The organism is Peteryoungia aggregata LMG 23059 (assembly GCF_030814435.1).
GTDB classification, from domain to species: domain Bacteria; phylum Pseudomonadota; class Alphaproteobacteria; order Rhizobiales; family Rhizobiaceae; genus Allorhizobium; species Allorhizobium aggregatum.
The window spans coordinates 17,038-29,683 of sequence record NZ_JAUSUW010000016.1 but is presented as its reverse complement, the minus strand read 5'-3'; the positions used below and the strand labels follow the sequence as shown (position 1 = coordinate 29,683).

Annotated in this window: 14 protein-coding genes; 6 read left to right on the top strand and 8 right to left on the bottom strand. The window is 62.4% G+C overall.

The genetic code is table 11. The features are described 5' to 3' along the window. Nucleotides 1–25 precede the first annotated feature (25 nt). The 6 genes from J2045_RS20590 to J2045_RS20570 form a co-directional block, all read right to left on the bottom strand. On the bottom strand, nt 26–256 hold the full coding sequence (locus J2045_RS20590) for a hypothetical protein (protein WP_166603050.1): 231 nt from the start codon (nt 254–256) through the stop codon (nt 26–28). A 134-nt stretch (nt 257–390) separates the two neighbouring features. Continuing rightward, nucleotides 391–1,176, bottom strand: a complete 786-nt coding sequence (locus tag J2045_RS20585) for an SDR family oxidoreductase (protein ID WP_307376549.1) — start codon at nt 1,174–1,176, stop codon at nt 391–393. Nucleotides 1,177–1,257: 81 nt separating this feature from the next. Further along, nucleotides 1,258–1,839: an MltR family transcriptional regulator gene (locus J2045_RS23185; protein WP_370873183.1), complete on the bottom strand. Its 582-nt coding sequence runs from the start codon at nt 1,837–1,839 to the stop codon at nt 1,258–1,260. Nucleotides 1,840–1,875: 36 nt separating this feature from the next. Next, nucleotides 1,876–2,787, bottom strand: coding sequence for an NAD(P)-dependent oxidoreductase (locus tag J2045_RS20580; RefSeq protein ID WP_307376546.1), 912 nt, complete (start codon nt 2,785–2,787; stop codon nt 1,876–1,878). A gap of 148 nt (nt 2,788–2,935) precedes the next feature. After that, nucleotides 2,936–3,817, bottom strand: a complete 882-nt coding sequence (locus tag J2045_RS20575) for an SDR family NAD(P)-dependent oxidoreductase (protein ID WP_307376543.1) — start codon at nt 3,815–3,817, stop codon at nt 2,936–2,938. Further along, nucleotides 3,814–4,248 (bottom strand): DUF2141 domain-containing protein, encoded by a 435-nt coding sequence (locus J2045_RS20570; protein ID WP_307376541.1) that lies wholly within the window; start codon nt 4,246–4,248, stop codon nt 3,814–3,816. The genes J2045_RS20575 and J2045_RS20570 overlap by 4 nt, the downstream gene beginning before the upstream one ends. A gap of 209 nt (nt 4,249–4,457) precedes the next feature. Here J2045_RS20570 and J2045_RS20565 point away from each other — a divergent pair, with 209 nt between their 5' ends. The 4 genes from J2045_RS20565 to J2045_RS20550 all read left to right on the top strand — a co-directional run bounded on the left by J2045_RS20565 (nt 4,458) and on the right by J2045_RS20550 (nt 8,489). Continuing rightward, nucleotides 4,458–5,078 (top strand): TetR/AcrR family transcriptional regulator, encoded by a 621-nt coding sequence (locus J2045_RS20565; RefSeq protein ID WP_307376539.1) that lies wholly within the window; start codon nt 4,458–4,460, stop codon nt 5,076–5,078. Between the two features lie 143 nt (nt 5,079–5,221). Beyond that, a complete protein-coding gene (locus tag J2045_RS20560) occupies nt 5,222–6,883 on the top strand; it encodes an electron transfer flavoprotein-ubiquinone oxidoreductase (protein ID WP_307376536.1) in 1,662 nt (553 codons plus the stop codon). A gap of 275 nt (nt 6,884–7,158) precedes the next feature. Continuing rightward, nucleotides 7,159–7,773: a L,D-transpeptidase gene (locus tag J2045_RS20555; protein WP_307376534.1), complete on the top strand. Its 615-nt coding sequence runs from the start codon at nt 7,159–7,161 to the stop codon at nt 7,771–7,773. 308 nt (nt 7,774–8,081) lie between these two features. After that, complete coding sequence (locus J2045_RS20550) at nt 8,082–8,489, top strand: winged helix-turn-helix transcriptional regulator (protein ID WP_307376532.1); 408 nt, start codon at nt 8,082–8,084, stop codon at nt 8,487–8,489. Between the two features lie 4 nt (nt 8,490–8,493). Here the strand turns inward: J2045_RS20550 and J2045_RS20545 are convergent, their stop codons facing one another. Beyond that, nucleotides 8,494–9,405 (bottom strand): DMT family transporter, encoded by a 912-nt coding sequence (locus tag J2045_RS20545; protein WP_370873184.1) that lies wholly within the window; start codon nt 9,403–9,405, stop codon nt 8,494–8,496. A 134-nt stretch (nt 9,406–9,539) separates the two neighbouring features. On the opposite strand from J2045_RS20545, the gene J2045_RS20540 reads away from it, so the two are divergent. Further along, the gene (locus tag J2045_RS20540) at nt 9,540–10,013 is read left to right on the top strand and encodes an Lrp/AsnC family transcriptional regulator (RefSeq protein WP_166604277.1); all 474 of its coding nucleotides are present in this window, start codon (nt 9,540–9,542) and stop codon (nt 10,011–10,013) included. Nucleotides 10,014–10,160: 147 nt separating this feature from the next. Then, nucleotides 10,161–11,078: a diacylglycerol/lipid kinase family protein gene (locus tag J2045_RS20535; RefSeq protein WP_307376524.1), complete on the top strand. Its 918-nt coding sequence runs from the start codon at nt 10,161–10,163 to the stop codon at nt 11,076–11,078. Between the two features lie 60 nt (nt 11,079–11,138). On the opposite strand, the gene J2045_RS20530 is transcribed toward J2045_RS20535, so the two are convergent. Further along, a complete protein-coding gene (locus J2045_RS20530) occupies nt 11,139–12,497 on the bottom strand; it encodes a glutamine synthetase family protein (RefSeq protein WP_307376522.1) in 1,359 nt (452 codons plus the stop codon). Nucleotides 12,498–12,646 lie beyond the last annotated feature (149 nt).

Genomic DNA, 12,646 nt, shown 5'->3' with positions numbered 1-12,646 from the left:
AACCATCGCTGCCCGCACCCGCCGATCAGACCTCCAGATAGGAGCGCGACAGGAAGGTGAGCGGTGCATCAAGGTCGAGAGGCTCGGGCACCTCGTCCTCGGCAAAACGCGGCAGCAACTGCCCGATGATCGCGCCCTGCACGGCAGAGCGCGCCTTCATGCCGATGGGCTTGGGCGGTTCCGGCGCGTCCTCGACCGCCATCAGCGGTGCGAGCACGTCCAGTAGCGCGCGGTCTTCATGTCCGGCTTCCGTCATGGCGGGAACTCTCATCTCCCAGTGAACCTGAGATTTGATTAGTCCTCAGAGATTGCAAAGCCGTTCAATCATTCCTTCGAAATTTAGCGAAGTTGCACGCACGTATCGCTGGCAACGACTTTTGATTGCCAGTGTCAGTTCGATTTCGCCGCCCCGCCATCGACGCGCAGCATCGTGCCGGTGATATAGCTGGCCTGCGCCGAGCAGAGGAAGGCGCCGGCCGCACCGAATTCCTCGACGGTTCCCAGCCGCTGGGCCGGGATCGCCTTCACCGAGGCCGCGCGCACCTCGTCGAGCGACTTGCCCTGACGCTTGGCATTGGCGCCGTCCAGCTCGTCGATCCGGTCGGTATGGATGCGGCCCGGCAGGATCATGTTGGCGGTGACGCCATAGGAGGCGACTTCGGCCGACAGCGTCTTGTTCCAGCCGACCAGCGCGCCGCGCAGCGTGTTGGACAGCGCAAGGTTCGGGATCGGCTCGAAGACGCCGGACGAGGCGACGGTGAGGATGCGGCCAAACCCTTGCGTCTTCATCAAGGGCACCAGAGCATTGGTCAGCGTGATGACGCGCACGACCATGGACTGGAAGAAGTTGTAGAGCTTTTCCGCATCCATGTCCTCGACCGTGCCGGGGGTCGGGCCACCGGTGTTGTTGACGAGGATGTCGATGCCGCCGAGCGTATGATGCACGGCTGCCAGCATCTGGTCGACGAAATGGGCATCGGCGAGGTCGGCCACGACATAATCCGCCTTGCCGCCGGCAGCGCGCATGGCGTCCACATTGGCCTTCAGTTTCTCTTCCGTGCGCCCGCAGATCAGCACATGGCAGCCCTCGGCGGCGAGCGCCTTGGCAATGCCAAGGCCAAGGCCGCGCGAAGCGGCGAGCACGAGGGCGCGTTTGCCGGAAATCCCGAGATCCATGGATGGTGTCCTTCCCTGATGTGATGTGTTTGGGCGGACCCTAGCAAGGGGGCGGGGGCGGTGGAAGGGGTAAGTCTGTAGTTAAGAGTCGTCACTCAAGCGAGATGCGAGTCTTGAGGACCTCGATCTGGGCGCCTCCAACTTAAGAGCTGTTGATTTCGGGAGCTCTCGTCTTGTTGGTCGCCCGAGTTGCTGTAGTGACAGGGCGTCTAAGATTAGAAAGTTTGACAACATGACCACGCACAATATGAACCGATTGCGCCCTTCAGCGTCCGACCCCATGACTGACACGTAGCTAGATAGTCTGCCACAGTGTGAGGCGATGTCATGATCTTCAAATGAAAGTGCTAGATGATTGTGTGCCACCCGGTTGCGCATCTCAGCCAATGTGCGCAGATCCTGATACCATTTTTTGGGAATTAGTCCCATAGCGTAACATAGCTGCGCGCGGCTCATCATGGAGCCCAGGGGACCTTCGTTTAACAGAGCCGACGAGGTCTCGCCAGCTACGAATTTTTTCTCCAACAGAGACGCTAGGCATGCATCAATGAACGCAACCCCGATGAGAATGGCGGCCAAATCGCTCTCCTCGTTGAGGACTTGGTAGAGTGCTTCGGTTTCAGAAGACAAGCTTTCAGTGGGTATTGTGCTTCGTTTTGCCATCTAGCTGCTCCCCCGTGTAGCCTATGCCCACCCGCCTCAAAGCTCCGCCGGAAACCCTGGCGCCCGCAGATCCGTGCCGGTGGCATCCTCCAGCAACTTCACCACCTGCGACGACCAGGCGTCGCCGCCGTAAGTGGCGCGGGCGCGGATGAAGGTCTGCATCGCATGGGAGGCGAGGTCGAGCGGTACGCCGAACTCGCGGCCGAAGCCGAGCGCAAAGCCCAGATCCTTGACGGCAAGATCCATGGTGAAGTTGATGTTGTAGCTGCCGTTCAGGATCACCTGGCCCTCGGTCTCATGCACGAAAGAATTGCCGGAGGAGGCCTTGATGATGTTGAAGGCGTCGGTCAGGTCGATGCCGCCTTTCTTTGCCAGCATCAGCGCTTCGCCTGTCGCGATCAGGTGGATGAAGGCGAGCATATTGGTGATCACCTTGATCACCGAGGCCTTGCCGAGCGGGCCGGCGCGAAAGATCTGTTTGCCCATGGCCTGGAAGGCCTGATGATGCAGGTCATAGAGATCGGCATCACCGCCGATGATCACGGTGATTTCGCCGGAGGCGGCAAGATGCACGCCGCCGGTGACGGGGGATTCCAGCATGCGCACGCCGGCATCCGCCGCGATCTTGCCAAGCCGCAGGACTTCCCCCTCGTCGAGCGTGCTCATCTCGATCCAGGTGGCGCCGGGCTTCAGGCCTTTCAGGATGCCGCGTTCGCCGGTCAGTACCCGTTCGCTGACCTTGGGCGAGGGCAGGCAGGTGATGACGTGATCGACGGCTTCCGCCACAGCCCGCGGATCAGCCGCGAAACGGGCACCGGCGACAATGAGATCCTTGGCATTTTCAGGGTCTAGGTCGTTGACCACGACAGTGAAGCCCGCCCGCACAAGGCTGCCGGCGAGATGGCGGCCGAGATGGCCAAGCCCGATGAAACCATAAGTGAGTGCCATGTCGTCTTATCCCCTGCTGGCGTTTTGCGAGAGACTGCGACAAAGCGCGGAGAGGTTCAAAGGCAGATTTTGGTCAGCGACGCGAGATGACGCGGAGAGAACAGGTCTTCGGTGTTTTTTGCTGGTGGAGGATGGCCCCGTGTGGTGGTCACGATAGGTCCCCCCGGTTGGCAGGGCCCGCTGGCAGCGGCGCGTCGGTCGCGGCTGTGGCGTCCGGCCCCCGCGCCATGCCTGCCATGATCTTCGACAGAATGAGGGTGCGGCCCCATCGCGGCATGCCGATGAACGAGGCCTCCAGCGCCTTGGCGAGCAGGCCGGGCCGGATCGTGCCGCGACGGCCAAGGGCGTTCAGCGTTGCGGCGGCAACCACCGAGGCCGGCTGGCTCATGCCCATGACCAGATTGGCCCGGGCGGCAAAGCCGCTTGAAATCGGGCCGGGCGCGCAGGCGATGACATCGACCCCTTGCGGGCGCAGCTCTGCCCGCAGCCCCTCGGCGAAGGTCTGGATAAAGGCCTTGGTCGCGGCATAATTGGCCGATTGCGCCACGCCCTGGAAGGCGAGAAGCGAACTCATCAGCACCATGCCGCCGGAGCCCCGCCGCACGAAGCGCTGGGCCATGGCATGGCTGAGCTGCACGACGGCGCGGCAGTTGACGTCGACCATGTCGAGCTCGGTCGCGACAGGGATGCGGGTGAAGGGACCCGACGTGCCGAAACCGGCGGCAGCCACCAAAAGACCGATGTCGTAATGCGCGGTGGTGCGGATCAGATCCTGTACCTGGTCCGGCTGCGACAGGTCGCATGGCAGCACGTCCACCGCGACGCCATGGGCGCTCGCCAGTTCGTCTACCAGCGCCTCCAGTCGGTCGAGCCTGCGTGCAACAATCACGAGGCCATAACCGCGCCGTGCGAGTTCGCGGGCAAATTCCCGTCCGATACCGTCCGATGCGCCGGTCACCAGCGCCAGCGGTCCATATTTCAGGCTGCGCCTGCGCGTCATGTGGTTGAGGGCCGTCACTGTGTTGGTCATTTCGCGATCCTCACGCTGATGGTTTGGGCGCTGCCGTCGGTCTCGAAGCGGGCTTCCTCGAAACGCGGCGCGCGAAGGCTCGGCCTGACATTGTTGGAGACGCCCCAGGCTTCGGTCGGCATGCCCAGAAAATTGGTGTCGGTGCGCCGATTGCCGTTGAGATCATGGGAGATCGCAACCGCATAGCTGCCGGCTCCGACATCGGCAAAGCGGCATCGCACTTCTGAGCCGGTCGCCTTGATCCAGACAATGCGCGCACCGGCCTGACCGGTTGGAAAGGAAGCGCCTGAGGCATGCAGCGCGCAGCCGATTTCGCCGCGTGCCTCGGCAATCCCGGAGACGCGCACGGTCAGTTCCTGGGCCGCTGCGCCCAAAGGAGCAAGGGCGACAAGGCTTGCTGCAAAGGAGAATGCTGGGATGATCCTGATCATGCTGGTCTCCATATGTTGACAGCGTCAACTTTATCGATAGCGAAGAAAGTTGACGCCGTCAACATTTCTGACCTACAAGCACCTGCAAGCTGCCCGTCGCTCTGTGCCGCCACCTATTGTGAGCTGGCCATGTCACGGGTATTTGAGAACGGGTGCCGTGCGGCCCGACCGTCTGGGTCGACGGTGAGCAGAAATGTGCAGGAAGCCCCATGCCCAGAACACGACGCGATCTGCGCGAAGCCTGTCTTGCCGAAGGCATGGCGATCATCGCCAGTGACGGACTGGAAAAGCTGAGCCTGCGCGAAGTGGCGCGCCGGCTCGGCGTGTCGCATCAGGCGCCCTACAAGCATTTTGCCAGCCGCGATCACATTCTGGCGGAAATGGTCTCGCGGGCCTTCGACGCCTTTGCGGCCTTCCTGGATGCCCATCCGAAATCCGAGGATCCGGATCAGGACATGGCGAATATGGCGGAAGACTATCTGCGTTATGCCCGCGAGCATCCGCTCGAATACCGCCTGATGTTCGGCACGCCGCTGCCGGATGGCGAGGCCTTTCCCGAAATGATGGCCAAGGCCAAGCACGCCTTTTCGCTTCTCGTCTCAGGCCTGAAGCGCAGGGCGCAACTCAAGGGCAGGGAGCGCAGCGATGAAGCGGTGCTACTGGATGCCCTGGTCATCTGGTCCTCGCTGCATGGGCTTGCCTCGGTCAAGAGCTCTTCGGTCATTCGCACGCTCGACCTGCCTGCCGCCCTGATCGAGGGCAGCGATGCGCATATGATCCATAGCTTTTCCGCCATGATCACCTCGGCCGACGCCCAATCCATGGATTGACCCTTACGTACACGTAAGATATTCTTCAACTTCACACCGCCTTGCCGGAATTTGCGCACCTGCGCGTCGCGCTTCGGCTCGACAATCCGGTTGGGTTTTGTCAAGGAGGAGGGCGGATGGGATCGCCTGATGAGGAAATGACGATGAGCACGGATATGGAACTGCCGGAACGCGAAAGCATGGAATTCGACGTGGTGATCGTGGGCGCTGGTCCCGCAGGTCTCTCGGCGGCAATCCGGCTGAAACAGGTCAATCCTGATCTGACCGTCGTCGTCCTCGAAAAGGGCGCGGAAGTCGGCGCCCATATCCTGTCCGGTGCGGTCGTCGATCCGATCGGCGTCGACAGGCTGATCCCCGGCTGGCGCGAGGAAGCCGACCATCCCTTCAAGACACCGGTCACCGACGACCAGTTCCTGTTCCTTGGGCCGGCCGGCTCGGTCCGCCTTCCCAACATGCTGATGCCGCCGCTGATGAACAATCACGGCAATTACATCGTCTCGCTCGGCAATGTCTGTCGTTGGCTGGGCGCCCATGCAGAAGCGCTCGGCGTCGAGATCTATCCGGGCTTTGCCGCCTCCGAAGTGCTCTATAACGACGAGGGGGCGGTCATCGGGGTGGCGACCGGCGACATGGGCATCGAGAAGAATGGCGAGCCGGGCCCGGCCTATACGCGCGGCATGGAACTGCTCGGCAAATATGTGCTGATCTCGGAAGGTGTGCGCGGCTCGCTCGCCAAGCAGCTGATCGCCAAGTTCGACCTGTCGCGCGACAGCGACGTGCAGAAGTTCGGTATCGGCCTCAAGGAACTCTGGCAGGTCAAGCCCGAGCACCACAAGCCCGGCCTCGTGCAGCACTCCTTCGGCTGGCCGCTCGGCATGAAGACCGGTGGCGGCTCCTTCCTCTACCATCTCGAAGACAACATGGTTGCCGTCGGCTTCGTCGTGCATCTCAACTACAAGAACCCCTATCTCTCGCCCTTCGAGGAATTCCAGCGCTTCAAGACGCATCCGGCGATCGCCAAGACCTTCGAGGGTGGCAAGCGCCTGTCCTACGGCGCCCGCGCCATCACCGAAGGCGGCTACCAGTCGGTGCCAAAACTCTCCTTCCCGGGCGGCGCGCTGATCGGCTGTTCCGCCGGTCTCGTCAACGTGCCGCGCATCAAGGGCAGCCACAATGCCGTGCTCTCGGGCATGCTGGCGGCGGAGAAGATCGCCGATGCGATTGCTGCCGGCCGCGCCAATGACGAGCCGATCGAGATCGAAAACGAATGGCGTTCGACCGATATCGGCCGCGATCTGAAGCGCGTGCGCAACGTCAAGCCGCTCTGGTCCAAGCTCGGCACGGCGCTCGGCGTCGGTCTCGGTGGCATCGACATGTGGATCAATCAGATCTTCGGCACGTCGCCTCTGAACCTCAAGCATGGCAAGACCGATGCGGCCTCGCTCGAGCCGGCAGCACAGCACAAGCCGATCGCCTATCCGAAGCCGGATGGCGTGCTGACATTTGACCGTCTCTCTTCGGTGTTTCTCTCCAACACCAATCACGAAGAAGACCAGCCGGTCCATCTGAAGGTGAAGGATCTCGGCCTGCAGAAGGCGTCGGAACTTGAGGTCTTCGCCGGTCCCTCGACGCGCTACTGTCCGGCAGGCGTCTATGAATGGGTGGAGAAGGAGGGCGAACATACCTTCGTCATCAACGCCCAGAACTGCGTCCACTGCAAGACCTGCGACATCAAGGACCCGAACCAGAACATCAACTGGGTTCCGCCCCAAGGCGGCGAAGGACCGGTCTATCCGAACATGTAAATGTTCGGGAGGCCGGGCCGCACGGACCGCCGCAAGAGAAAGGCGGCGAAGGACCGGTCTATCCGAACATGTGAACCAGGAGAGGCGGTCGAGAGGCCGCCTTTTTCAGTGGCCAGTACAAGCCTTGCCGAAGGCCCTGGATGCGGGAGGCCCTGCAAGGCTTTTGCCCCACCTTCGACACAAAGCTTAATTGGGTCCGGCTATATTAACGGGTGATTAACCATAAGTTTCATAGGCTCCGGAACATCGAATCGTGTTCCAGGGGCTCCAGAACCATGACTATTTCACGCCGCGGTCTCCTCTTCGGTCTGCCGCTTTTCCTGGCTGGTTGTCAGTCCATGCAGAACCAGCAGGCCATGTATGGCGACCTGCCGGACGAACCGCATCCGCTGAAGAAGGTGCCGCTGGAAAAGATCAAGCCGGAACTGCGCCGTCAGGAAGTGGCCTACGAAACCAGTCACGCGCCAGGAACCGTGGTCGTCGATACGCCTGCGCGCCGTCTCTACTACATCATGGGCAACGGCCAGGCCATGCGTTACGGCATTGGCGTGGGCCGTGCGGGTCTCGCGCTGGCCGGCAATGCCTATGTCGGTCGCAAGGCCGAATGGCCGACCTGGACGCCGACGGCGAACATGATCCGCCGCGATCCGGAAAAGAACCTGAAATATGCAGGCGGCCTGCCCGGCGGCCCGAACAACCCGCTGGGTGCTCGCGCCATGTATCTCTACCGCGGCGGCAACGACACCATGTTCCGCATCCACGGCACGAACCAGCCCTGGTCGATCGGCCAGGCCATGTCATCGGGCTGCGTGCGCATGATGAACCATGATGTGATCGACCTCTATGCCCGGGTGGCTGTCGGCTCCAAGGTTGTGGTGATGCAGGCCTGAGCCGCCCGACAAACCGGCAGTTTTGCGTGGCGTCGGTCGTCTGATCGGCGCCACGATTTTGTGATCAGTCCGCGAGCCGCGTCGACACGATCGCTCACGAATGCGAAATCGCCCTTTCGGTCTCCCGACTTCGCCCCAATCTCCCGTCAGATGAAACTCTTCGATGCGATTCTGCGTCGAATGCCCTGTTGACGCTGTGTCGACCAATTCCGGCCGAACGGAGTCTTTTCGCTCCAGGCCGGCAGGGCTAAGTGGGAACAGACGCGCCGGTCAGCCGATCGCGTCGAATGTTTGAGAAGGGATTTTGAATGGCGCGCGATACCAATTCTGCAATGTCGGACCTCGGTGGTTGCCCGATCGAGGCGACCCTGCAACTCCTCGATGGCAAATGGAAGGCTGTGATCCTCCATCATCTTCTGAGAGACGAGGTGCTGCGCTTCAGCGAACTGGTCAAGCGTCTGCCGGCGATCACCCACCGGATGCTGTCCAAGCAGTTGCGCGACATGGAGCTGGCGGGGCTTGTCGCCCGCACAGTCTATCCGGTTGTGCCACCCCGCGTCGACTATTCGCTGACCCCGCTCGGACGCAGCCTGGAACCCGTCATCCAGGCCCTCGGTCGCTGGGGTCAGGAGAATTTGGTTGCCGTCGAGGGCGCCACCATGAAGCCCAGCATGATGCCGGTCGGCAGCGCTGCCATCATGCGCTCCGCCGCCTGATGGCTTAGGGGCCCGGGTTTCCGCTGCGGGACAGAAGTCCGGTTGATAGCAGCACACCCAGGCCCGTGACCACCGCTGCGGCGATCGTCACCGGTCCCAGTGGTTCCGCCAGCAGCAAGGCGCCGCCGATCGCGGCAGCCACAGGTGTTATGGCGGTATAGGCGGCGGCCTGGGTGCCGCCGAGGGCGCGAACCGCAGCACCGTAGAGCAGCGTGGCGATCAGGCCCGACATGATCCCCTGCGTCAGCGTCTGCAGCGCGATCTCCCCGACCGGAGCCGTGAGGAAGTGCGTGCCGAAGAAGGGCAGCGCCGCAATGTTCAAGATCGTCGACCAGACGCAGACAAGGGCAGCGCCCTCGAAGGCGTCGAGGCCGCTGCGGCGAAAGGCATGGGTATAGACGGCCCAGAGGCATGCGCCGAGCGGCAGGATGGTGAAACTGATCCAGCCGAGACCAGCCGGTCCTGTATTGCCCAGCAGCAGCATCGCGCCGCCGGCCAGGATGGCGGCCATACCGAGCTTGCGCAGCCTGTCCGGGCGCTCCCCCAGCACGGTCATGCCGATCACCGCGACGGCAAGCGGCATCAGCCCCGGCAAGAGAACGCCAGCCGCCGAGGCCGGCGTGTGCCGCATGCCGAAGGCGACGAGCTGGAAGAAGGGAGCCCCAGAGCCCAGGATCATCAGGACCAGCGGTCCCATGGCACCCTTGGGAAACAGACCGGTCCGCCACCAGACGGGCGCCAGCACCAGCGCGGGTATCCCGTAGCGGAGCAGGCTCAGATCGAGCGGTCCGAGCCCGGAGCCGACGCTGTGGCGCGTCGAGATCAGCCACGAGGCCCAGATCAACACGACGGAGAGGGCCGACAGGGCGCCGAGCAGGGTTTTGCGGGGCGTGAGGACGGGGGATGTGCCGGCCATGGACATGCGTTTCTCCGAGGAAGGGGCGAGGTCCAGTCTAGGCGCAACGGTGGGCGCGTGTCCTTGCAATTTTCTCGTATAAAGCTTAGAGGTTTGGCAATATCTGCCAATATTTGGATCCTAGATAAAAGAAGATGCCAAAACTGGATCGCTTAGACCGCGCCATCATCGATGTCCTCCAGACGGATGCCCGCACCAGCAATGTCGAGATCGCGGAGCGTGTCGGTCTCTCGCAGTCGCCCTGTCTGAGGCGGATCCGGATCATGGAGGAACAAGGCGTCATCAGGGGCTACCGGGTCGATCTCGACCGCCGGGCGCTCGGTCTCGAACTGACCGTCTTCGTTGCCTTCAAGGTCGCCCGACACACCCGGGAGAATGCCGATGCCCTGCATCAGGCGCTGCTCGACATTCCCGAGGTGGTGGCCTGCTACATGATTTCCGGGGAATCGGACTTTCTGGCGGAGGTGGTGGTGGAGAACCTCGCGGCCTATGAGAGCTTGCTCACCGAAAGACTGCTCGTCCTGCCGAATGTCACCGACATACGCTCGAACTTTGCGATCCGCAGCGTCAAGACAGGCGCCTCGCTGAAGCTGCCGCCATCTGCCTGAGCCCCTTTACCGCGCCTGGAAGCCGGCTGATACTGACCGCCTGCCTTGAAATTCCCACATCGACTGTCGATCTGTGTGGCAACGCAACAAATTGTCGCCGTGCCGCATTGCTGAAGGGCAGGGCGTGTTGGCTCCCAAGGGAATTTCATGAAGATCAAGGCGGTACTCAATCGCGACGGTGGGACGTTCAAGACCACCGACATGCAGGCCTACTGCGAAAGCGCGGCGCGAGCCTTTGCGGCGAGGGGGCATGATCTTGATTGCACGGTCGTGGCAGGCGCGGAAATCGTGGAGGCGCTGGAGGCAGCGAGCCATGAAGCCGGGATCGAGGCCCTTCTGGCGGGCGGCGGCGATGGCACGATCTCGACGGCGGCGGGTGTCGCGTGGAAGGCCGGCATGCCACTCGGCATCATCCCGGCCGGTACGATGAACCTCTTTGCCCGTTCGCTGAAGCTGCCGCTCGATATCTGGAAAGTGCTCGACACCCTGTCCGCTGCCGCTGTGGCCGATGTTGACATCGCCACAGCCAATGGCCGCCCCTTCGTCCATCAGTTTTCTGCCGGCCTGCATGCCCGCATGGTGCGGATGCGCAACCAGATGAATTTCGCCTCCCGTCTCGGCAAGATCCGCGCCAGCACCAGTGCGGCCTTCGGCGTGATGCTCGATCCGCCGCGCTTCGAGGTGATCTTCGACATCGACGGCGATGGCCGCAGCGATGAACGACCGGTGTCGGCGATTTCGGTGTCGAACAATCCGCTGGGCAACAATTCGCTGTTCTTCGCCGACCGCGTCGATACCGGCAGGCTGGGCGTCTATCTCACCGAACCGCTGGAGCCGACGGGTGTCGGGCTGCTTGCCTTCGACATCATCCGGGGCAAGTTCAAGGAAAACCAGGCCGTGACGGCCTCGACTGCCGAGAAGGTGCACCTCCACTTTCCCAATCATCGCAAGGGTGCTGCCTGCGTGCTGGATGGCGAATTGCTGCGCATGCCGGCCGATGTCGAGATCCGCATCCATGCGGGGCAGTTGAAAGTGTTCGTTCCCCCGGCCCAGCCGCAGGCCTGAATGCAAACGGCGCCCCGATCGGGCGCCGTTTCGATGATCTCCCATGCGTCTCGACGACGATCAAATGCGCGGCAGATAGGTCTGGTAATCAAAGCTCGACACGGTGCGCAGATAGGCCATCGCTTCCTTGCGCTTGGTGTCGCCATAGATGCGCTGGTATTCGGCGCCGAAGATATCCCTGATGAAGGCCGAGGCGCGAAAACGCTCGACGGCGGTCAGGAAATCATAGGTCAGCATGTCGGGGTTTTCGGGCGCGCTATCAGGTGTGGTGACCTGGCCGGGATCAAGATCCTCGTCGAGGCCGAGCAGGATGCCGCCGAGGATGGCGGCGAGCAGCAGGTGCGGATTGGCGTCGGCGCCCGCGACACGGTGTTCGATACGGGCGGCCGGGCCGTCCTTGTCCGGAATGCGGATCGCCGTGCCGCGATTGCCGAAACCCCAGTCGATCTTGTCGGGTGCGAACGAGCCCGGCTGGAAGCGCCGATAGGAATTGGCAAAGGGTGCGAAGATCAGCTGCGCATCCTGCATGCTTTTCAGCATGCCGGCGGTGATCGACTTCAGCTTCACCGGATCGCCGCCCTTGGTGTCGAGGATGTTCTTCCCGTCCTTGTCGATGATCGAGGCATGCACATGCAGGCCCGAGCCCGCATGGTCGCCATAGGGCTTGGCCATGCAGGTGGCCTTGAAGCCGTGGCGACGGGCGGCGAAATCGACGACGCGCTTGAGGTAAATGCAGTCGTCGGCAGCCGCCATCGCATCCGGCTTGTGCAACAGGTTGACCTCGAACTGGCCGGGGCCGAATTCGGCAGTCGTCGCATCGGCCGGCAGACCCATGTCGTCGCAATATTCGCGCACCGTATCGAGGAAGTCTTCCATCGCGGCGGTCGCGCGCATGTCATAGAGCTGATAGCCCTCGACTTCGCCGTTCATGACCAGCGCCTTCGGCGGCATCGGCACGCCGGTGTCGCGGAAGTCAGGCTCCATCACGTAGAATTCGAGCTCGGTGGCAACGACAGGCGTCAGGCCCTTTTCCTCGAAGCGCTTCATCACATTGGCGAGGATGGCGCGCGGGCAGACATAATGCGGCTCGCCGGAGAGTGTATGCATGGTGGCGAGCACCTGCTTGGAACCGGCAGGCCCCCAGGGAAGCGTCGTCAGCGAATTCTTGTCCGGCGTACAGATGCCATCGGGATCGCCGAGCGTCAGCGAGATCTTTGTGATGTCGTCATTGTCGTCACCCCAGATGTCGAGCGACTGTGTCGAGGCCGGAAGGCGGACCGTGTTCTTCCAGACCTTGTCCTCGGCTTTGAGCGGGATCATCTTGCCGCGCAGGTCGCCATTCATGCCGACCAGCAGCACCTCGATGCGCGCGGAAGGATCGGCTGCGGTCAGATCGGCGGCCTCTTTGGATGCGGTCATGGATGGAACTTTCGTTGGCTTGTCAGGTCGGATTTGGCCGGAGGAACGCGGCAATCGGTGCCTTGCCAAACGCGTTTTGGAAGGTCATGTTCGTAGCCGATAATGTTCCGCCTTTCAATGCGGGGCAGGGCTGCCACGCGGACCATGTT

Excerpts from the sequence above, each read along its gene's own strand:
- J2045_RS20590 (WP_166603050.1), bottom strand. The coding sequence starts at position 256 with ATGACGGAAGCCGGACATGAAGACCGCGCGCTACTGGACGTGCTCGCA.
- J2045_RS20585 (WP_307376549.1), bottom strand. The coding sequence starts at position 1,176 with ATGGATCTCGGGATTTCCGGCAAACGCGCCCTCGTGCTCGCCGCTTCG.
- J2045_RS23185 (WP_370873183.1), bottom strand. The coding sequence starts at position 1,839 with ATGGCAAAACGAAGCACAATACCCACTGAAAGCTTGTCTTCTGAAACC.
- J2045_RS20580 (WP_307376546.1), bottom strand. The coding sequence starts at position 2,787 with ATGGCACTCACTTATGGTTTCATCGGGCTTGGCCATCTCGGCCGCCAT.
- J2045_RS20575 (WP_307376543.1), bottom strand. The coding sequence starts at position 3,817 with ATGACCAACACAGTGACGGCCCTCAACCACATGACGCGCAGGCGCAGC.
- J2045_RS20570 (WP_307376541.1), bottom strand. The coding sequence starts at position 4,248 with ATGATCAGGATCATCCCAGCATTCTCCTTTGCAGCAAGCCTTGTCGCC.
- J2045_RS20565 (WP_307376539.1), top strand. The coding sequence starts at position 4,458 with ATGCCCAGAACACGACGCGATCTGCGCGAAGCCTGTCTTGCCGAAGGC.
- J2045_RS20560 (WP_307376536.1), top strand. The coding sequence starts at position 5,222 with ATGAGCACGGATATGGAACTGCCGGAACGCGAAAGCATGGAATTCGAC.
- J2045_RS20555 (WP_307376534.1), top strand. The coding sequence starts at position 7,159 with ATGACTATTTCACGCCGCGGTCTCCTCTTCGGTCTGCCGCTTTTCCTG.
- J2045_RS20550 (WP_307376532.1), top strand. The coding sequence starts at position 8,082 with ATGGCGCGCGATACCAATTCTGCAATGTCGGACCTCGGTGGTTGCCCG.
- J2045_RS20545 (WP_370873184.1), bottom strand. The coding sequence starts at position 9,405 with ATGGCCGGCACATCCCCCGTCCTCACGCCCCGCAAAACCCTGCTCGGC.
- J2045_RS20540 (WP_166604277.1), top strand. The coding sequence starts at position 9,540 with ATGCCAAAACTGGATCGCTTAGACCGCGCCATCATCGATGTCCTCCAG.
- J2045_RS20535 (WP_307376524.1), top strand. The coding sequence starts at position 10,161 with ATGAAGATCAAGGCGGTACTCAATCGCGACGGTGGGACGTTCAAGACC.
- J2045_RS20530 (WP_307376522.1), bottom strand. The coding sequence starts at position 12,497 with ATGACCGCATCCAAAGAGGCCGCCGATCTGACCGCAGCCGATCCTTCC.